The following is a 19,369-nucleotide window of genomic DNA, read 5'->3' as shown; positions in this document are numbered from 1 at the left end:
GCCACCTTCAGCGGCCGTGGGGTCGCGACGCCCGCAGGCGGCGCAGGCGCTGGACGACCACCGGGTCGTGCGCCAGGGCCAGCGGGTTGTCGAGCAGGGTGTTGAGCAACTGGTAGTAGCGAGTCGCCGACAGGCCGAACGTGTCGCGGATGGCCTGCTCCTTCGCGCCGGCCCGGCGCCACCACTGCTTCTCGAACGCGAGGATCCGCCGGCCGCGCTCGTCGAGCTCCGCCGGCTCCTCCGCGGCCGCGAGATCGTCGTCGGCCTCGGCCGCCGGGTCGACCAGGTCGCCGTCCGGGGTCGACTGCTGGGCCGCGACGTCCTCGCGCTTCATCGCTGCTCCAGGGGTCGGGGGAAACCCCTCCACCCTATCCCCCCGCTGCGTTGATCTTGCAGTTGTGGTGCCGCGACACTCCCACGATGTCCGGGTTTGTCAGGCACCACAACTGCAAGATCAACGCAGCGAGGGGGGCGGGTCAGGCGGTGACGATCTTCACGCCGGCCTCGGCGAACGCGGCCAACGTCTGCTCGGTGGCGTTGGAGTCGGTGACCAGCGTGTCGATACGGTCGACCGGGCAGATCCGGGCGAACGCGTGACCGCCGAGCTTGGAACTGTCGGTGATGATGACCACGCGGCGGGCGCGGGCGACCATCAGGCTGTTCATCGCGGCCTCGCCCTCGTGGTGAGCCGCGGCGCCGAGGGTCACGTCGAGCGCGTCGACGCCCAGTAATGCGATGTCCAGCGTGACGTCGCGCAGGATGTTGCCGCCCAGCGGGCCGACCAGCTCGAACGACTGCGGCCGGACCACCCCGCCGGTCACCACGATCTTCATCCGCGAGCGGACCAGCAGCTCGTTGGCGATGTTCAGCGCGTTGGTCACGACGGTGAGCTGTGCGTCGTCCACGCCACCGGTCAGCTCGGGGCGCACCGCGAGCGCGCGGGCGACCTCGGTGGTCGTCGTGCCACCGTTCAGGGCGACGACCATGCCCGGGGACACCAGCGCGGCGGCCGCGGCGCCGATGCGCTGCTTCTCCGGGGCGTGCTTCGCGGTCTTGTACCGCAGCGGCAGATCGTACGACACGCCGTTGGCGACGGCACCGCCGCGCGTCCGGGTGATCATCTGCTGCTGGGCCAACTGATCGAAGTCGCGGCGGATGGTCGCCTGCGAGACGTCGAGCCGCTCGGCCGCCTCCTCCACGCTGATCCGGCCGCTGTCGGTGAGGATCTCGAGGAGCGCGTTCCAGCGCGCATATCGGTCCATGCGACCCTCCTTTGCGCGCACGGTGCGAGATGTGTGCACAATAATGCGCGAAACAACCGGTAAACGCAAAGACAACTGATCGGACTAGCCCGCAGGGGTATGGTTGCCAGCCGACCCGCCGGTGCGCAATGATGCGCGAACCAACCGGGTTTGTCGCCAAAACGATCAGTCGAGGACCAACAGCCCCATGACACAGACCGTGATCGCCCTCGACGTCGGCGGAACCGGGATCAAATGTGCCCTGGTCGGCGCGGACGGCGACGCACTGCACACCGTCCAGCACGCCGAGCGACACCCGACCGGCCGCGAGCGGGGACCGGAGGCGGTCGCGGCGACCATCCTCGACATCGCCGACGGGCTCGCCGCCACCGCCCGCGCCGAGGGCCTCGAGCCGGTCGGCGCCGGGCTGGTCGTGCCCGGAATCATCGACGAGACCAACGGCGTCGCGGTCTGGGCGGCGAACGTCGGCTTTCGTGACGTACCGCTGAAGCATCTCCTGGAGCAGCGCCTCGGGCTGCCCGCCGCGCTCGGCCACGACGTGCGGGCCGGTGGGCTCGCCGAGGCCAGGCTGGGCGCCGGACGCGGTCACGACTACGTGCTCTTCATCCCGATCGGCACCGGCATCGCCGCCGCCAACGTGGTGAACGGGCAGGTCTACACGGGCTCGCACGGCGCGGCCGGCGAGATCGGCCACATCGTCGTCCGGCCCGGCGGCCCGCTGTGCGGCTGCGGCCAGCGGGGCTGCCTGGAGTCGATCGCCTCGGCGTCGGCGGTCGGGCGACGGTACTCCGAACAGGCCGGCCGCCAGGCCACCGCGGAGGAGGTCGCCCGCCTCGCCGCCGAGGGCGAGCCGGTCGCGGCCGCCGTGTGGCGCGAGACGATCGACGCGCTCGCCGACGGGCTGATGACCGGCATCGCGCTGTTCGACCCGGCGGTCATCGTGCTCGGCGGCGGCCTCGCCGAGGCCGGCGAAGCGCTGCTGGCCCCGCTGCGGGAGGCCGTCCACTCGCGGGTCACGTTCCACCGCGTGCCCGCGATCACCCGGGCCGCGCTCGGCGACGAGGCCGGATGCCTCGGCGCGGCGCTGCTCGCGCTCGACAATCCGGCAACGAATGGGAGCACGCGATGACGGTGGTGTCCGGTGTCCGGGTGGTCGCGGGCGACCGCGTCATCGAGGACGGTTTCGTCCGCGTCTCCGGCGATCGCGTCGCGGAGGTGGGCGCGGAGCCGACGGCCGTGCACACCGGACACACGGTCGTCCCCGGCTTCGTGGACATCCACGTGCACGGCGGCGGCGGTGCGACGTTCACCACCGGCGACGCGGGCGACGCGCGGAAGGCGGCGGCGTACCACCTCGGGCACGGCACCACGACCATGCTCGCCAGCCTGGTCACCTCGCCGCCCGAGCTGATGATGAGCGCCACCAAGGCCTTCGCGCCGCTGGTCGCCGAGGGTGTGCTGGCCGGCGTGCACTTCGAGGGGCCGTTCCTCTCCCAGGCCCGCTGCGGCGCCCAGAACCCGGCCCACCTGCGCCACCCGTCGCTGGACGAGCTCAACGCGCTGATCGACGCCGGCGACGGCGCTGTGCGGCTCGTGACGATCGCCCCCGAGCTGCCCAGTGCCCTCGACGCGATCCGCCTGCTCGTCGAGCGCGGTGTTGTCGCCGCGCTCGGCCACACCGACGCGACCTGGGAGGAGACCCTGGCCGGCGTCGAGGCCGGCGCCACGGTCGGCACCCACGTCTTCAACGGCATGCGCCCGCCGCACCACCGCCAGCCCGGCCCGGTCTACGCGCTCCTCGGCGCGGCGACGGTGACGTGCGAGTTCGTCGCCGACGGCGTCCACCTGCACGACGGCACCCTGGCCTTCGCCACGTCGGTGACCGGCCCGGCCCGCGCCGCGCTCATCACCGACGCGATGGCCGCGGCCGGCATGCCCGACGGCTCGTACGACCTGGGCGGCCAGAGCGTCGACGTGGCGGACGGCGTGGCCCGGCTGGCGCGGGACGGGTCGATCGCGGGCAGCACGCTGACGATGGACAAGGCGTTCCGCCGCGCGGTGGGCGCCGGCGTCTCCCTGCCGAACGCATCTCGCATGGCCTCGACCACGCCGGCGACCGCGATCGGTCTGTCGGACGAGGTGGGCGCCCTGCGCGAGGGCCTACGCGCCGACCTGGTCCTGCTGGACGAGACCCTCCGGGTCCAGCGAGTCATGCGCGCCGGCGCCTGGCAGTCATAGCCCCCACCCCCCCACCCCCCACCCCCATCCGCGTTGATCATGCAGTTGTGGTGCCTGACAAACCCGGACATCGTGGGAGCGTCGCGGCACCACAACTGCATGATCAACGCGCCGAGAAGGGCGGGTCGAAGTACGGGGCTGCCCAGCCGGCGCGGTCCAGCCGGTCGCCCAGGGGAACGGCGTCCCATGGGGTGCGCTGCAGGAGGCGGTCCAGGAGCAGGCCGAGCAGGATCGCCGCCAGGCCGTCGGTCAGCCAGTGGAAGCTCAGGTATGTCGTCGTGAACAGCAGGATCAGCGGCGCGGCGGAGCGGATCGCCAGGACCGCACCCGGGCGGAGGACACCTGTCAGGAGAGTCGCCAGCACGCCGTACCAGACTATGGCGTTCACCACGTGGCCCGACGGGTAGGACATGCCGTCCGCGGCGTGGAACAGCAACTCCGGGTGCGGATCGTCCGGGTTGCTCGCGGCCAGCCGGTCCGTCCACACCTTCAGCGGGCCGATCGTCACGTAGGTCAGCGCGAACGCGCCGATCACCGGCAGGAACGGCCGGACGGTGTGACGGCGGCGGGTCATGAGGAACGCCACGACGACCGCCAGCGGCGTGAGCAGCAGGCCGCCCTGGCCGAGCTTGTTGAACCCCCGCAGGACGGTGTCGGCCCAGCCCGGGCGATGCGCGTCGACGAAGTCGCGGATCGCAAGGTCCACGTCGAGCAGCGGCGAGCGCCAGACCAGGGCGAGCGTCAGCGCGACGAAGCCGGACAGCAGAATCCCGTCGAACCACCAGCCGGACGGGCGGACCGGGCGTAACACGAAGCGCACGCCGAACGACGGTACCCGAAGACGCGAAAAGGTCCGGGCCGCGACCCGGACCTCTCCCCGAAACCTCTACAGCTCGCCGCGCAGGTGTGCGGCGATGCGGTCCATCCGGACGCCCGAGTTCGGGCAGCCGCCGAAGTGGTGCAGCGCGATGACCTTGTTCGTCCGGCGTGAGATGACCGGCGAGCCGGAGGAGCCGCCGTCGGTGTCGCAGTAGTACGACATGTCCGTGTTCGCGGCGTAGCCGTCGTACGACGGGTCGGACACCGCGCAGTTCCCGCTGCGCTCGGTCGGGTCCTGCATGGTGATCACGGTCGGCGCGCCACGCGGGTGCTGCGGGATGTAGAGTTCCTCGCCGCGCACCGGTGCCCGGTCGTCGATCTGCAGGTAGCCGAAGCGCTGGACGGCCTCGAAGTCGCGGACGCTGAACAGCGTGTAGTCGAGCAGTTCGTCGGTCGCGATGACCTGGTCGCCCATGACCTTGGTCGGGCGCAGCGTCGGGCCGCCCTCGCACTGCGCACACTCGTAGTTGAACCAGACCTCGGTGTTGCGCGCCTCGCGCGTGGTCGTCAGGCAGTGGTGGTTGGTCATCATCCGGTTCTGGGTGCCGATCCGGAACGCGGTGCACAGCTCGACGCCGTTGATGAGGATCCTCGCCACCGGCTTCGAGTTCGCGTACGCGACCGGGTCCGACGACTTGTAGCAGGCCGCGTTCTCCGTCTCGTTGCTGCGCCCGCAGATGCTCTCCTCGTGCGGCTGCCGCGCCTCGGCGGCCCGTTTCGCCGCCAGCGCCGCCGCGCGCTCGTCCGGCGTCTGGCCACGCGCGATCCGGTCGACGGTCACGCCCAGGCCGGCCAGCTTCGACTTGAGCCCGAGCACGTCGTCGCCGGCCCGCTCGACGCTGACCACGGCCCGATCGCCGGAGACCGACATCGACCAGTTGTCCGCGAGTCGCAGTTCTTCCGAGGTGTACGTGTAGTGCTCCGCCCCGCTCGCGTCCGTGACCCGCACCTTGTCGCCCCGGTTGAGCCGCAACTCGCCGAAGTGGACCTTCACGTAGTCCGCCCCGGGGTAGGTGAACGTCCGGCTCGCGGTCCACTCGATCAGGCCGCCGGTGACCGCTTCGAGCACGCCGGCCGGCTCCGCGCCGGGCTCGGTGACGCCGGCCCGGTGCTGCGCCGGCATCTGCGGAGCGGCGACGGACGCGATCCGCGGTCGTGCGGGGGCGAACGAGGTCGCCGCCGCGACTCCAGCCCCGGTGAGTCCGAGCAGGGTGCAGACCCCTGCCACCAGCAACGCCCTACGCCGCATGTGCGCGTCCTCCCAAACGTTCCGCAGAAGGGAGCGCCCGGACTGTTAGGGGTAAATCGGGCGATCCGCCCGTACAACGAGCGATCGGGGGTGGAGGGAGCGCAAAATCAGCCGGCCGATCACCGGGCGGCGTCGATCGTCCCGCCGGTCTGGGCCAACAGGTTGCCCAGGCCGAGCCGTGTGGTGACGACGGTGAGCAGGTCGTCGGCGCACAGCACGTACGTCGGCGGGGGCGTCCAGACGGTCTGCCGGCCGTCGCCGGTCGTCACCGCGAGGATCCGGACGTCACCGACGTCCTGTGCGGCGGCGACCGGCCGGCCGTCGAGCTCCGATTCGCCGCACACCGGCACCTCGGCGAGCAACAGCACCCGCCGGTCGACCGGGATGGTGCCGATGACCTCGCGCTCCAGCAGCGCGGCGGCGAACGCGGGCGCGGCGAGGTACGAGACGCTGCGGGAGGCGGTGATGCCGAACGCCCGCTGCACCCGGTCGGCGAACCCGCCGTCGAACAATCGCAGGATGACCCGCAGGTCGGGCTTGAGCTCGCGCCCCTCGATGGCGGCCTCGAGATTGGCCTGGTCGTCCGTCGACACCACCACCAGGGCGCGGCACGTGTCGACCGAGGCGGCCCGCAGCGTCTCCGGGCTGCTGGCGTCACCCACGATGAACGGCACATCGCGCGAGCGGGCCGCCTGGGCACCACGGGCGTTCTCGTCGCGGTCGATGACGACCACCGGCACGCCGAGATCGACGAACGAGTGCATGACCCGGGTGCCGACGTTGCCCAGCCCGACGACAACCACGTGGTCGGACAGCGGCTCCCGCAGCCGCCCCAGCGCGATCGCCAGCCGCGCGTTGACGATCGCCTCCACGACGGCGGCCGTGATCACCGGGATCAGCGCGATGCTGACCAGGCTGAGCAGCGTCGTGACGACCTTCTCCGGCCATTTCGCCTGAAGATCGGGGCTGGCGCCGACCAGCTCGGACAGCAGCGTGACGTAGGCGGCGTTCCACCAGCCGATGTGCCGGTGGTGGGCGATGATCGCGGTGCCGGCCACCAGCAGCGCGAGCAGGACCAGGCCCGTCACCCACAGCTTCCGGCTCACCAGGCTGCGCAGCGTGCCGAACGGCTTGTGCCGCTGCCGGCGCCACCAGCGGCGCAGCCGCTCGCGTCCGCGCCGGGCCTCCTCGGCCCGCTCGTCCCGCGGGATCACCGTGGCGGCCCGCTCGCCGGTCGCCACGGCCAGCACCAGATCCGCGGTGTCCGGTTCTTCCGGAAGCAACTCCGGCTCGCCGTCGCCGGCCGTCCGGGCCAGCCCGCAGACGACGTCCTCGGTGCGCACCTCGCCGCGGCGGGCCACGAACAGCGTGCGCCGCGCCACCCGCACGTGCACCGGCGCGACCTCGCCCAGCGCCTCGGAGACGAACGTGGGCGCCGCCATCTGCGCGTCGGAGAGCACCCGCACGTCGGCGAAGTTCCGCCGGACGCTGCCGCCCAGCCGGAGGTTGAACATCCGGATGACGAGCCGCAGGCCGGGGACGAGCTCCTGTGCCTGGAGCGCCGCGTCGAGGTTGCCGATGTCGTCCTGCTTGACCAGTGCCAGCGCGTCGGCGCCGGCGAGGTCGGCACGCACGAACGCGTCGGTGTCGGGCCGCTCGGCCTCGACGACCCGGCCGCCGTGATCGGCCAGCAGCCGCGCGATCTCCGGGCCGTGCCGGCGCCGGACGCTCGGCATGATGGCGGTGACCTGCACCCCGTACTGCTCGATGAGATCCTCGATCAGCCGGTGCGCGAGCGGGTCGTCACCGCAGACCACGACGCGCTTCGCCGGGGCGCGCAACGGGGGTCGGTGCGCGTCGTCGGGCTGCTCGATCGACCACGGACGGGTGATCGCCTGGACCCGGGGAAGGCCGCCGCGCAGACGCCTCATCAGCCAGGACTCGGACGCCACCGGCCGATCCTAGCGAAGATCACCAGTACCCGATGGCCCGCGACCTTCGTTGAACCTCTCGATCCGATTTGTCGACCAGATGGGTATTCGAGGATGAACACGTGGTTTCGCCGGGCGGTGGGCACCGTCGGTGTAGCCGGCGGCATGCTGCTGCTCGGTGCCGGTGCCGCACACGCCGATGACACCGCACTGGCTCCCGGCAAGCTGGACGATCTGCTCGCGCCCTCGGGCAGCCTGGCACTGCACGCGGAGAGCTCGGTCATCGACACGAGCACGGCGACCACCGCCGAGGCCGGCAAGCAGGGCAGCGCGACAGGCACCACCACCCAGGTCGGCCGGCAGGTGCCGAACGTGCTGCGCGACCTCCCGCTGAGCACGCTGCTGCCGACCGACGCCTTGGGCCTGCCCCGCACGACGTCGAGCCGCATGCCGACGCTGCCGGCGCTGCCGACCGACGCCGTCCCCCTTCCGGGTGCCGTCCCGGCGGAGGACTCGCTCGCCGGCCTGCCGCTCGCCGGCGGCCTCGGTGACCTGGACGCGCTGGGCCTGCCCGGCGCGGACTCGCTGCGCGGCACCTCGATCGCCAATACGCGCACCGCGCTGCCCGGCACCCGCTCCGCCCGCGCCGCCGAGGCGCTGCCGCTCGTCGGTGGCCTGCCGCTGCTCGGCAACGGCCTGCCGATCCGCGGCACGCTGAAGCCGGTCGACGACTTCGGCATCCCGCTCGGCGGGACCGGCCGGGCGACCGAGGCGGACGCGCTCCCGCTGATCGGCCAGGTGCCGCTGGGCGGCAGCGACGTGCTGAAGAACGACTCGGTGACCGGCGTGCCGGTGGTCGGCGGCATCGGCCCGACCCCGGGCATCAGCACGACCGCGGCGGCCAACCGGCTGGTGCCGACCACCGGGGCGCTCCCCCAGGTCGCGGGCCAGTTGCCGCTCGTCACCGAGAAGGCGTACGCGCCGAAGCACTCGGCGACGTACATCCCCCGCCACGCCCAGACCGAGGCCCTCCCCGTCGTCGGCAACCTCCCCCTGCTCGGCGGCAACGGCCTCCCGCTGGTCGGCAACCTCCTCGGCGGCTGACCGCACCCGCCTCGGCGTCCCGCTCCGGCTCGGGCGTGACCGGTCGTTTCGCCGGCCCGGACCGGGGCGTCGAGGCGGTTCTCGTACGGCGCCGGCGGGCACGCCCACGCGGCTACCCCCGCAAGGGCGCTCCCGCCGCGTGCAGATGCCGCAGTGCCTGGGCGTAGGAGTCGACGAAGCCCGCGGAGAGGTACGGCACGCCGGCCTCCTTGCAGTACCCCTCGACGATCGGCTGGGCCTTGCGCAGGTTCGGCGTCGGCATGTTCGGGAACAGGTGATGCTCGATCTGGTAGTTCAGGCCGCCGAGCAGCGCGTCGACCCAGACCCCGCCACGCACGTTGCGTGCGGTGAGCACCTGCTTGCGCAGGTAGTCGAGCTCGTCCTCGGCGGTCAGCACCGGCATGCCCTTGTGGTTGGGCGCGAACGTGCAGCCGAGGTACAGGCCGAAGAGCCCCTGATGCACGGCGATGAACGCGAGGGCCATGCCGGGCGGCAGCAGCAGGAAGACCGCGGCGAGGTAGGCGGCGAAGTGGCCGTACAGCAGGACTCCCTCGAGGACGCGGCGCTTGACTCCGGGAATGGCGCGGGCGCTGGCCACGTGCAGGTTGAAGCCTTCGAGCAGGAGCAGCGGGAAGAACAGCTCCGCCTGGTGCCCGCCGATCAGCCGGGCGAGCCCGGTCGCCTTCTCCGCCTGGCGGGTGGACCAGACGAGGATGTCGGGCTCGACGTCGGGGTCGTGGTCCTCGTGGTTGGGGTTGGCGTGGTGGCGGGTGTGCTTGTTCATCCACCAGCCGTAGCTCATGCCGATGCCGGCGTTGCCGGCCAGCATGCCCAGCGCCTCGGACCAGCGGCGGGTCTTGAAGACCTGCTTGTGCGCGAGGTCGTGGGCGACCAGCGCGACCTGGGCGTAGGCGACCGCGAGGACGGCACCCACGGCGAGCACCCACCAGGATGCGCCGACCGTGGCGAAGGCGATCCAGCCGCCGACGTAGAGGGCGGTCACCAGGGTGAGCCGGACGGCGTAGTAGCCCGGGCGTCTCCGGAGCAGACCGGCGGCGCGGATCCGCTGGGACAGGACGGCGAAGTCGGTGGCCTTCTCGGCGTCTGCCAGGATTGTCATACGGTTCAGCGTCGCGATTTCACGGCCGGCGATCGAACCGGCCAGCACTGCTCTTCGCGGTAGGGCAAACCCCACCCCTACGGGAGACCCACGAGGCGGTCGGGGTCGCCGCCGCGACGGTGCGGGCGCCCGCGCTGCGCGCCCGCGGGCGGCGGCCTAGGCTCTGACGGGTGCCAGTGCTCATCGGCTCTTACGCAGACCAGATCTCGATGTACGACGACGACTTCACACCCGTGGCCGCGCCGATCCGGACGCCCGCGCCCAGCTTCCTGTCCGTGGGTCCGTCCGGGGTGCTGTACGCGGTGAACGAGCGGGACGAGGGTGGAGTGTCCGCGTTCACGCCCGAAGGCGAGCTGATCAACACGTTGCCCACCGGCGGCGCGAGCCCGTGCCACCTCGCGGTGACATCCGGCTTCGTCCTGGCGGCCAACTACGGCGGCGGCAGCGTGGCGGTGTTCTCGCTGCGGCCCGACGGCGGCCTGGACCGGCGTACCGACCTGACGCAGCACGCCGGCGGCAGCGTGCATCCCGAGCGCCAGGAGTCCGCGCACGCCCATCAGGTGACGGTCCGCGATCACATGGTCCACGTCGTCGACCTGGGCATGGACGCGCTGGTCCACTACCGGCTCACCCCGGCGGGCGCGCTGGAGCACGTGCGGACCACGACGGTCCAGCCGCTGGGCAGCGGCCCGCGGCACCTGGTGTTCCACCCCACCGGCCGGGTGTTCGTGGCCAACGAGCTGCACTCGACCGTTTCGACGTACACCTCCGGCTTCGAGCTGCTGGACGTCCGCCCGTCGGTCCTCGTGCAGCCGGTCGGCGACAACTTCCCCAGCGAGCTGGTGCTGTCCCCGGACGGCCGGCGGCTGTACGTGGCGAACCGGGGCAACGACACGATCACGACGTTTTCGGTCGAGGACGACGGGCTGCTCCCGATCGACGAGGTGTCGACCGGCGGCACCTGGCCGCGGCACATGACCCTGCTGGGTGGCGCCTTGTGTGTGGCGAACCAGCACTCGGACACGGTGACGCTGCTCGATCTGGATCAGACCTCCGGCGTCCCGCACCCGGCCCGGACCGTGGTGGAACACCCATCCCCCAGCGCCGTGGTCCGGACCTCCTGACCGCTCCCACCCGCGGGGGAGGGCGCGGGGGAGCCGGGGCGAACGCCTTGTCGAACGAGCGTTCAGTGCCGCAGCATAGGCGCATGGGTGAGCTGGTAGCGCTGCCCAACTCGGGCGACGTGTTCGAAGACATGCGGGGCAACGACCGCACCATGCGGGTGACCTGTCACCCGAGCCGCGGCACGGTGGTCGTGTCGCTGTGGGTCGACAAGATCTGCCGGGCGTCGTTCCAGTTGCCCGAGACCGACCTCCCCCGCCTGCGGGCGGCCCTGGACGCGATGCACTTCACGCCGCCGGACGACGTCCGCGAAGCAAGCTGACGTCACGCCTCGGTGAGCGCCGGCCGCTCCGTCCGCGCCGCCTTGGTGTTGGTCGGCTTGGTGCGCTGGCGCGGGACCCGGCCCTGCTTGTCGATCGTCGCGGCCGTGATGCCCGCCCTCCGGGCCGCGTCGAGCGTGTCGCGCAGCTCCGCCGCCTCCTCGGCCACCTCGGCGGCCTCCTCGGCCAGCGCCTGCGCGGCCACCGCCGCCACGTCCGCCGCCTTCTGCGCCGTGCGCTCGGCCGCGGCCGCGGCATCGTACAGCCGCCGGGCCCGACTCTCGGCCGAGCGGCACAGCTCGACCTCGCGCGCCTGGAGCTCCTGTAGCGGGTCGGCGCCGCTCACGCCCTTGAAGACCTGCTCCAGCGCGTCGACGGTGATGTCACCGCGCTTGAAGGCGTCGAGAGCGGCGCGGGACAGTTCGCGCTTGGTCGCGTCGTCGGAGTCGGTGATCGCGGCCGCGATCGCCTGCGAGTTCGCCGCGGTCAGCGCGTCCTGGTAGGCCTTCTGGGCCACGTCGAAGACGGCCCACGCCGCCACCCGGGCCTCCTGCGCGGCGGCGCAGCGGGCCTTGGCCTCGGTGGCGACGATCTGCGCGCGCTTGGCGGCGGCAGCCGTCGCGGCGGCCTGGCGGATCAGCTCGCCGGCCTCGATGCGCAGCCGGGCCCGCTCCGCCGGGCTGAGGCTCGCCTGGGCCTCCTCGACGGCGGCGCGGCGGTCGGCGCGGTTGAGCCGGTGCAGGTTCCAGCGGGAGAGCACGGCCGCGATCATGATGAACAGCAGGATGAAGACCATCAGCGCGAGCCACAGCACCACCGCACCCTTGACCGGGTCGAGGCCGAGGATGCCCCGCCCTCCGTCGAGCGTCCACGGCAGCTCCGCCTGCGGGGACCCCAGGGTTGCGGGTGCGGAAAGAGCCACGGCGCGACCTCCGGCTGTGCGTGTCGCTTCAGCGTAAGTGCCCTTGACCAACCGAGCATCCCATAGACGGGTGACAATTCCACGAAGGATCGGCCACAGGCCGTCACCGCCTCTCCGATAACCGCAGGTCAACGGAGTCGCCACGCGGGCCGTACGCCACCGTCGACACACCGAAGCCGGCGGTTTGTCATCACATCGTGATCAGGGCTGGTAATTCGGATGTCCCCCGGCGGGAGGATCGCTACCGTGACCGCCATGTGCCTTCGCGTCGTGTTGTCGCCGCCCGTTCGCTAGCGGGCAGGCGACACTCTCTGCCGCACCCCGGCTGACCCGCCGGGGCGGTGACGGCTGCCCGCGTTGCTCGCGTCCTTCAACACGACCGAACACTCGGGAGATCCGTTCACATGGCACAGTCTCGTGCCCTGCCCGTCGGGCGGGGCCTGTTCTTCATCGCGTTCGCGGCCGCCTCATGGGGCGTCGGGGGGTTCGTCGCCGCGATCCTCTACCGGCACAGCGACCTGGGCCCGATCGCGGTGACCTTCTGGCGGTACCTCGGCGGCCTCGCCCTGCTGGCCGCCCTCCGTCCCCTGCGCAAGCCCGAGGGTGAGCGCGGCTGGCGGGCCGGCCGCCGGTGGATGGTCGTCAACGGGCTCGGCATGGCCCTGTACCAGACCACCTACTACGTCGCGATCGACCTCGCCGGGGTCGCCGTCGCCACCGTCGTGACCCTCGGCTCGGGGCCGATCCTGATCACGATCGGCGCCCGGCTGTTCCTCGGCGAGCGGCTCGGCCGGGCCGGTCTCGCCACGATCGGCGTCTCACTCGTTGGCCTGGTGCTGCTCGTGACCCAGGGCGGCGGCACGGGCCGGCATCCGCTGCTCGGGATCGCGGTCGCGCTGCTGTCGGCGGCCGGCTACGCCGCCGTCACGCTGCTCAACCGGGCGACGAAGGACGACGCGTTCGACTCCGCACTCGGCGGGTTCGCGGTCGGCATCGTCGCACTCCTGCCGCTCGCGCTGCTGGAGGGGCCCGTCCCGGCCCGGGAAGGGCTCGCCGGGACGGTCGGCCTGCTCGCGTTCCTGGGTGCCGTGCCGACCGCGCTGGCGTACGCGATGTTCTTCACCGGCCTGACCGCCGTGCGGGCGACCACCGCGTCGGTGGTCGCCCTCGTCGAGCCGCTCGCCGCGGTCGCCCTCGGCGTGCTGGTGCTGCACGAGCCGCTCACCCCGCTGTCCGCGACCGGGGCGCTGCTCCTGCTCTCGGCGGTGGCCGCGCTGGCCACCGCCGAGAGGGGCCCCGACGGCCCCGACGGTCCGGATGACCGGCGCGGCCGGACCACCGCGGTCACCGCGAACGCGGCGGCCGCGACCGGTCCGCAGGCCCACAGGTTCGAGGATTCGGGGCGGGAGGGCGCACGGCGGCGATGACCGCGGGTCGTGGAGGCGCCCGCGCGGCGCGCGCCTCCACCACGGACTCGGCCCGGGCCACGCCGGCCGACGGCGCCGGGACCGCCACCGTCCACGTGCCCGGCGTGAGCACCGCCCGGACGAGTAGAAGCCGCGCCCCTCCCCGGCCGGGTTGAGCTGGATCGGGCGACGGACCGGCCGACCTCCCGGCCGGTCAGCCCATCTGCCACCGCTGCTCGCCGACGCCGAAGCAGGTGTAGATGACCAGCCCGGTGCCCGGGTCCGCGTCAGGCCTGGCACTCAGGCAGCGGCCGGAGAGCGGGTTCCACCAGCTTCCGTCGTCGCGCAACGCCCACTGCTGGGCCGGGGTGCCGTTGCAGGCGTACCGCTGGACCGGGTTGCCGTTGCCGGTGCCCGCGTTCACCACGTCCAGGCACTTGCCGTCGGCCCGCACCGTGCCGTCGCTGTAGGCGGTCCAGCGCTGGTCGTTTCGGCCGTTGCAGGTGTCCAGCACGACATCGCGCTCACCGGCGCGATACTCCATGCACAGGCGGGACGCGACACCCCGGACCTGGCCGCTCTTCGTCGGCACCGGTGGCGGTGGTGCGCCGGTCGTCCGCCCCGGGGACGGCGAGGCGGCCGAAGACGCCGGCGCCGCCGTGCTCGGCGAGGTCGTGGCGCGTGAACGGCTCGCCGACGGGCTGGCCGACTGGCTCGGCGCGGCCGAGGCCGAGGCCGATGGGGACGGCGACTCGGTGGCGGTGGTCGGCGCACCGGGCAGGCCGTTGACCTCGGGGACCTTCTGCGGCATGCGTTCGCTCGACGGGGACACCGGGCTGTCGCCGCGGACGAGCTGGGCCACCACGGCGCCGGTGATCAGCAGGATGACCACCGCGACCACGACGGCGCCCACCGGGAAGCGGCGCCAGGCGGCGAGCTTGCGCCGGCTGCCGCGGTAGTCGGAGCCGTCTTCGTCGTGCGGCTCGTCGGTGACGATCGCGAAGGCGGGCGGGACGTAGTCGGCCACCGTCGGCGAGTCGTCCGGCTCCACCGTGATCGCGGGCACCGGCGCCGCCCCGACCGCCGGCCCGGCCGGCACTGCCGGCACTGCCGGCACTGCCGGCACTGCCGGCACTGCCGGCTCCTCGGCGGACGCCGCCGGCGCTACCGGCGCTACCGGCTCCTCAGCGGACACCGCCGGCGCCGAAGAAGCGGACGAATCGGAAGGTGCGGCAGCGTCGGAGTCGGACGACGCGGGAGGCGTCGGCGGATCCGCCGGCTCCTCCTCGACGGCCGGTGCGCCCGGAAGGCTGACGACGAACTCCAGCCCCTGCGTCGACGCGGCGTCGAACTCCCCCACCGTCGGCTCCATGTCGAGGTTGCCGGCGGCACTCGTCCGGTCCTGCCCGGCCGGCGTGTCCACGGTCGCAGGATCCGGGTCGCCCTCGGGATCGGCCGGCATCGCAGCGTCCCGCTCCATGACCGCCGGCACCGTGGCGGTCGCCATCGCGGTCGGCCCGTTGCGGCGGCGCTGGTGCGGCACGGTCGGGAACGTCGGCTTCGCCGGGTTGAAGGGCTCCGGCAGGACGGTCATGTCCGCCGAACCGGAAGCGGCCGGCGACACACGGTGACGGTCACGGCGCGCGGAAGGCTTTCGCTTGTCCGGATCGCCCGCGTCGTTGCCGTCTCCAGCGACGGTCATGCCGCCTTGCTCCTTCCGATGCCCAGTTCCGCCCGGTGCACCGTAGCTTGCGTGAGCGACGAAGCTCTACCGGCCATCCGTCCGATGCCCGTCACAATCGGCCGGCGCAAAGGCCGGACGAGCCACGAACACGCCTACAGCGTCATCGCGGGCATCCGGTTGCCATCGGCCGGTAAGTTTTCCGCATGGTGCCAGAGGACTGGGCAACGATCGCGGGGCAGCACACGGTGTGGAGGCGCGTCGAGGAAACGGACGCGCACCGTGACCGAGCGGTAGCGCTCGCCGGACGGCTCGCCGCGACAAAACACGCTTCGAGTGCGCGACTGGGCGACGACCCATGGCAGGACGCTGGTTTCGCCGCACGGATGTCGCACCAGGTCGAGCACCTGATCGACGCGTTGCCGGACGACGTGCGGTTCTCGGGTGCGGAGGCACAACTGCTGGTGACCGTGCCGCTGCTGCATGACGCCCTCTGGGCCGGCATCGCGGCCGCCGAGCGCGGCGTCCAGCCGGATGATCTGGAGCCGTCACAGGACGCGACGAGCGACCGCGCGGCGTTCGAGCGGTTCGCGCAGACCTACGCCCAGCCGTATCGCCGGGCGCTCGTCGCGACCCGGGCCGGCAGGCGGGAGACGGCCGCCGAGTTGGGCTGGTGGCTGCTGCACCGGTGGATCGGCCGGCGGCCGGCGGCCTACCGGGCGGCGACCATCGAGGCGTTGACCGGCCGTGACAACGAGGCACGCACGGCCGAGTTCATCCGCGCGATCCGCGCCGATCCGGCCTTCCTCAACCGCCACGACCGGCCCGAGGCCCTGGTGAGCGAGCACGACGGCGTCCGGGAGCGGCTGGTGGCGTTCCTGCTGACCATCGCCCGCGGGCTCGCCGTCGAGGTGACGGTGCTTCCCGAGGTCGTCGGCGAGCACCTCGGGATCGGCGATCCGGTCACCGCGCGTCAGGTGCTGGACACGGTGCACGGCGGCCGGTGGGAGCCGCGGGGCGCGACACTGGTCCTGGGCGCCGCCTGCCCGCATCCGTCCATCGAGGTGGCCCTGCGCACACACATCGACACGCTCAACCAGCTCCTCGCCGAGGCCCAGCGCGCCGCGGCCCGTGACGAGTCGCTGCTGCCACTGCGCCACCTGCCCAACCGCGCGGCGACCGACGACGTCGGCCCGGCCGAGGTCGACGGAGCCCCGGCGTACCAGTCCGCCGGGGTGCGCTTCCGGCTCGCCGAGGACCGGGTCCGGGAGCTGCTCATGGGCGAGCAGCTTTACGGCGACCCGGCGCTCGCGATCCGCGAGCTGTACCAGAACGCGCTGGACGCCTGCCGCTACCGGGAGGCGCGGACCGAGTACCTCACCCGCGCCCACGACCGGAAGCTCCCCTGGGACGGCAGGATCCGGTTCGAGCAGGGGGTGGACGCTGACGGCCGGCCGTATCTCGACTGCGTCGACAACGGCATCGGCATGGGCGTGCGCGAGCTCAGTGAGGTCTTCTCGCAGGCCGGCGTGCGCCTCGCCGACCTGCCGGAGTTCCTGGAGGAGCAGGCCGAGTGGGCCCGGCTCGACCCGCCGGTCCAGTTGTTCCCGAACAGCCGCTTCGGCATCGGCGTGCTGAGCTACTTCATGCTGGCCGACGAGCTGACCGTGGAGACGTGCCGGATGGGCCGCGACGGCCAGGCCGGCGACCGGCTGCGGGTGTCCATCGCGGGCCCGGGCAGCCTGTTCCGCATCCAGGATCTCGGCCCCGGCACCGAGTCGGGCACGACGGTCCGCCTGCACCTGCGGGAGGGCGTGACCGTCTCCTCGGTCGAGGAACTGCGCAAACTGTTGTGGGTGGCGGAGTTCTCGACCGAGGCGACCGACGGCGTGCAGAGCCAGCACTGGGCACCCGGGGAGCTGTCGGAGGCGGCGAACGCGGTCGACGACGAGGACGACGAGGAGGGTGTCGGCACCGGGGTCGTGGCGGCCGAGGGCGCGCGGGTCTGGTGGTGCAAGGGCAACGGCGCGCTGCTCGCCGACGGGCTCTACGCCGGCAAGGAGATCTTCGGCGCCGTGGTCAACCTCAACCGTGACCTCGCTCCGCGGCTCTCCGTCGACCGGACGAAGATCCTCGCGTACCGCGAGGATGACGTCGACCGCCTGTTGTGGGAGGCGGTCCCGGCGTTGACGGCGCCGGGGACGACGCTGCTCGGGTACGACTGGCTGTGCCGGCTCGCCCCGGCGCGGCCCCTGGTCGCCGATCTCGTCTTCGAGCAGGCGATCGAGCACGGCCACGGCCGGTGGGACATGGACGGCGAGACCGTCGACGCCGCGGTGACCGGGTGCTTCGTGGCCAACGACGGCCCGGTCGGCGGCCCGGACGAGCTGGTCGAGTGGCGCCTGACGGCGCTGGCGGCCGGCGGGCGCTACCGCAAGGTGCTCAAGCCCGGCGCCGACTGGAGGCGGGCGCTGCGGGCCCGCCCGTCCGACGCGCTGCTGCTCAGCGTGGACGTCGACGGGACCGGCCCCTGGCTGGATCCGGTCGACATCGTGCCGCTGGTGCATCTGGTACGGGCCGCGCGCAAGACCGGCCGCAGCGCGTCCGAGGTCGCCGCCCGGCTCGACGCGCTCGGGTTCGAGCCGTCGGTGGGCGCGGAGTCCGTGGGCGTCGACCCCGACGACCTGATCTTCACCAGCCGTGACGTCGACGGCACGCGTCCGTGGTTGCAGCCGGATCAGCCCGTACACCTCGTGCACCTGCTGCGCGCGGCGCACCGGTCGGGCCGGCCGGTCGACCAGGTCGTGACGCGGCTGCGGCAGCTCGGCTTCGACGTGGACGTCGACGTCGAGGTGCTGCCGATCGAGCAGTTCGGGCCGAAGGACCTCACCATCGCCAGCCGCGACCTCGACGGCTCGCACCCGTGGCTCGACCCGCGGGAGCCGGTGACGCGGCTGCACCTCATCCGCGCGGCGCACAAGGTGAACCTGCCGGCGCAGGAGAGCGCGGCGCGGCTGGCGCTGCTCGGATACGCGCTGGAGGCCGGCTGGGAGTCGCTGGTCACCGAGCCGGACGACCTCGTGCTCATCTCGCGGGACCTCGACGGCGCCTCGCCCTGGCTGGACCCGTCCGAGGAGGTCGCGCCGGTGCACGTGCTGCGCGCGGCCGAGCGGGTCGCACGTCCGGTGCAGGAGGTGGCGGCGCGGCTGCGCTCGTTCGGGTTCACGCTCGGCGGCGACCTCGACGCGATCGAGGTCGTGAAGCTGGAGCCGGAGGACCTCCAGTTGGCCAGCCGCGACCTCGACGGCTCACAGCCGTGGCTCGACTCGTCCCGGCCGGTGCCGCTGATCCACCTGCTACGCGCGGCCGAGTCGACCGGCCGGGAGGTCGGCGACGTGGCGGCGCGGCTGGCGGCCTGCGGCTACCGCGTGGACGTCGACCCCGACGCCATCCTCATCGACCATCTCGAGCCGGACGACCTCACCATCACCAGCGAGGACCTCGACGGCTCCGACCCGTGGCTCGACCCGATGAAGCCGGTGCCGACGATCCGCATCCTGCGCGCGGCGCAACGGACCCGGCGCAGCGTGCACGACATCGCGGCCCGGCTGACGTTCCTCGGCTATGCGGTGAGCCTGCACGGCGCCGGCCCGTCGCTGGACCAGGTGGAGCCGGACGATCTGCTGATCACCAGCCGCGACCTCGACGGCTCGCAGCCGTGGCTGGACCTCGACGAGCAGGTGCCGCTGCCGCACCTGCTCCAGGCGGCGCGGCGGGTCCGCCGCCCGGTGCATGAGATCGCGGCCCGGCTGGAAACCCTCGGCTACCACGTCGACGTCGACCTGAGCAGCATCGCGGTCGACGCGGTGAAGCCCAACGACCTGCTGCTGGCGAGCACCGATCTGGACGGTTCGCGCCCCTGGCTGGACGCGGCGCAACCGGTGCCGCTCAACCACCTGCTGGCCGCGGCCCAGAAGACCCGCAAGCCGATCGAGGACGTCAGCGCCCGCCTGCGCGCGCTGGGCTACTCGGTGCCGGACGTCGACTCCCGCCTCCCCCGCCTCCGCCCCGGCGGCGTATAGCCCTTTTCGCGTTGATCTTGCAGTTGTGGTGCCGCGACACTCCCGCGATGCCC

The 19,369-nt window shown here is 72.8% G+C and carries 15 protein-coding genes; 7 read left to right on the top strand and 8 right to left on the bottom strand.

Annotated elements, in window-relative coordinates:
- Positions 1 to 7: 7 nt before the first annotated feature.
- Together Drose_RS38960 and Drose_RS02310 are read right to left on the bottom strand one after the other, a co-directional pair.
- A complete protein-coding gene (locus Drose_RS38960) occupies positions 8 to 334 on the bottom strand; it encodes a DUF3263 domain-containing protein (RefSeq protein WP_390891308.1) in 327 nt (108 codons plus the stop codon).
- A gap of 142 nt (positions 335 to 476) precedes the next feature.
- On the bottom strand, positions 477 to 1,262 hold the full coding sequence (locus Drose_RS02310) for a DeoR/GlpR family DNA-binding transcription regulator (protein WP_260726526.1): 786 nt from the start codon (positions 1,260 to 1,262) through the stop codon (positions 477 to 479).
- A gap of 187 nt (positions 1,263 to 1,449) precedes the next feature.
- Between Drose_RS02310 and Drose_RS02305 the strand changes: the two genes are divergently transcribed.
- The gene (locus Drose_RS02305; RefSeq protein ID WP_260726525.1) at positions 1,450 to 2,391 is read left to right on the top strand and encodes an ROK family protein; all 942 of its coding nucleotides are present in this window, start codon (positions 1,450 to 1,452) and stop codon (positions 2,389 to 2,391) included.
- Positions 2,388 to 3,500, top strand: a complete 1,113-nt coding sequence (gene nagA / locus Drose_RS02300) for an N-acetylglucosamine-6-phosphate deacetylase (RefSeq protein WP_260726524.1) — start codon at positions 2,388 to 2,390, stop codon at positions 3,498 to 3,500. Before Drose_RS02305 ends, nagA begins: the two co-directional genes overlap by 4 nt.
- A gap of 103 nt (positions 3,501 to 3,603) precedes the next feature.
- On the opposite strand, the gene Drose_RS02295 is transcribed toward nagA, so the two are convergent.
- The 3 genes from Drose_RS02295 to Drose_RS02285 all read right to left on the bottom strand — a co-directional run bounded on the left by Drose_RS02295 (position 3,604) and on the right by Drose_RS02285 (position 7,580).
- Positions 3,604 to 4,320 (bottom strand): phosphatase PAP2 family protein, encoded by a 717-nt coding sequence (locus tag Drose_RS02295; protein WP_260726523.1) that lies wholly within the window; start codon positions 4,318 to 4,320, stop codon positions 3,604 to 3,606.
- A gap of 66 nt (positions 4,321 to 4,386) precedes the next feature.
- A complete protein-coding gene (locus Drose_RS02290; protein ID WP_260726522.1) occupies positions 4,387 to 5,628 on the bottom strand; it encodes a trypsin-like serine peptidase in 1,242 nt (413 codons plus the stop codon).
- Positions 5,629 to 5,747: 119 nt separating this feature from the next.
- A complete protein-coding gene (locus Drose_RS02285) occupies positions 5,748 to 7,580 on the bottom strand; it encodes an NAD-binding protein (protein WP_260726521.1) in 1,833 nt (610 codons plus the stop codon).
- 93 nt (positions 7,581 to 7,673) lie between these two features.
- On the opposite strand from Drose_RS02285, the gene Drose_RS02280 reads away from it, so the two are divergent.
- Positions 7,674 to 8,663 (top strand): hypothetical protein, encoded by a 990-nt coding sequence (locus Drose_RS02280; RefSeq protein ID WP_260726520.1) that lies wholly within the window; start codon positions 7,674 to 7,676, stop codon positions 8,661 to 8,663.
- A gap of 112 nt (positions 8,664 to 8,775) precedes the next feature.
- Here Drose_RS02280 and Drose_RS02275 read toward each other — a convergent pair whose 3' ends face one another.
- Positions 8,776 to 9,792, bottom strand: coding sequence for a fatty acid desaturase family protein (locus Drose_RS02275; RefSeq protein WP_425545084.1), 1,017 nt, complete (start codon positions 9,790 to 9,792; stop codon positions 8,776 to 8,778).
- A gap of 161 nt (positions 9,793 to 9,953) precedes the next feature.
- Between Drose_RS02275 and Drose_RS02270 the strand changes: the two genes are divergently transcribed.
- Both Drose_RS02270 and Drose_RS02265 read left to right on the top strand, forming a co-directional pair.
- Entirely contained in the window at positions 9,954 to 10,907 is a 954-nt protein-coding gene (locus Drose_RS02270) for a lactonase family protein (protein WP_260726518.1), read from the top strand.
- An 83-nt stretch (positions 10,908 to 10,990) separates the two neighbouring features.
- Positions 10,991 to 11,227 carry a hypothetical protein gene (locus tag Drose_RS02265; protein ID WP_260726517.1) on the top strand — a complete coding sequence of 79 codons (237 nt, stop codon included), beginning with the start codon at positions 10,991 to 10,993 and terminating at the stop codon, positions 11,225 to 11,227.
- A 2-nt stretch (positions 11,228 to 11,229) separates the two neighbouring features.
- Here the strand turns inward: Drose_RS02265 and Drose_RS02260 are convergent, their stop codons facing one another.
- Positions 11,230 to 12,147 carry a hypothetical protein gene (locus Drose_RS02260; RefSeq protein ID WP_260726516.1) on the bottom strand — a complete coding sequence of 306 codons (918 nt, stop codon included), beginning with the start codon at positions 12,145 to 12,147 and terminating at the stop codon, positions 11,230 to 11,232.
- A gap of 404 nt (positions 12,148 to 12,551) precedes the next feature.
- On the opposite strand from Drose_RS02260, the gene Drose_RS02255 reads away from it, so the two are divergent.
- A complete protein-coding gene (locus Drose_RS02255) occupies positions 12,552 to 13,574 on the top strand; it encodes a DMT family transporter (RefSeq protein ID WP_260726515.1) in 1,023 nt (340 codons plus the stop codon).
- 193 nt (positions 13,575 to 13,767) lie between these two features.
- Here the strand turns inward: Drose_RS02255 and Drose_RS02250 are convergent, their stop codons facing one another.
- Positions 13,768 to 15,255 (bottom strand): RICIN domain-containing protein, encoded by a 1,488-nt coding sequence (locus Drose_RS02250; protein ID WP_260726514.1) that lies wholly within the window; start codon positions 15,253 to 15,255, stop codon positions 13,768 to 13,770.
- Between the two features lie 185 nt (positions 15,256 to 15,440).
- On the opposite strand from Drose_RS02250, the gene Drose_RS02245 reads away from it, so the two are divergent.
- Positions 15,441 to 19,316 carry a wHTH domain-containing protein gene (locus Drose_RS02245; protein ID WP_260726513.1) on the top strand — a complete coding sequence of 1,292 codons (3,876 nt, stop codon included), beginning with the start codon at positions 15,441 to 15,443 and terminating at the stop codon, positions 19,314 to 19,316.
- The last annotated feature ends 53 nt before the right edge of the window (positions 19,317 to 19,369 follow it).

Source organism: Dactylosporangium roseum (assembly GCF_025264685.1).
GTDB lineage: Bacteria > Actinomycetota > Actinomycetes > Mycobacteriales > Micromonosporaceae > Dactylosporangium > Dactylosporangium roseum.
The sequence above is the reverse complement of the archived record's forward strand: the minus strand, read 5'-3'. Positions and strand labels throughout refer to the sequence as shown.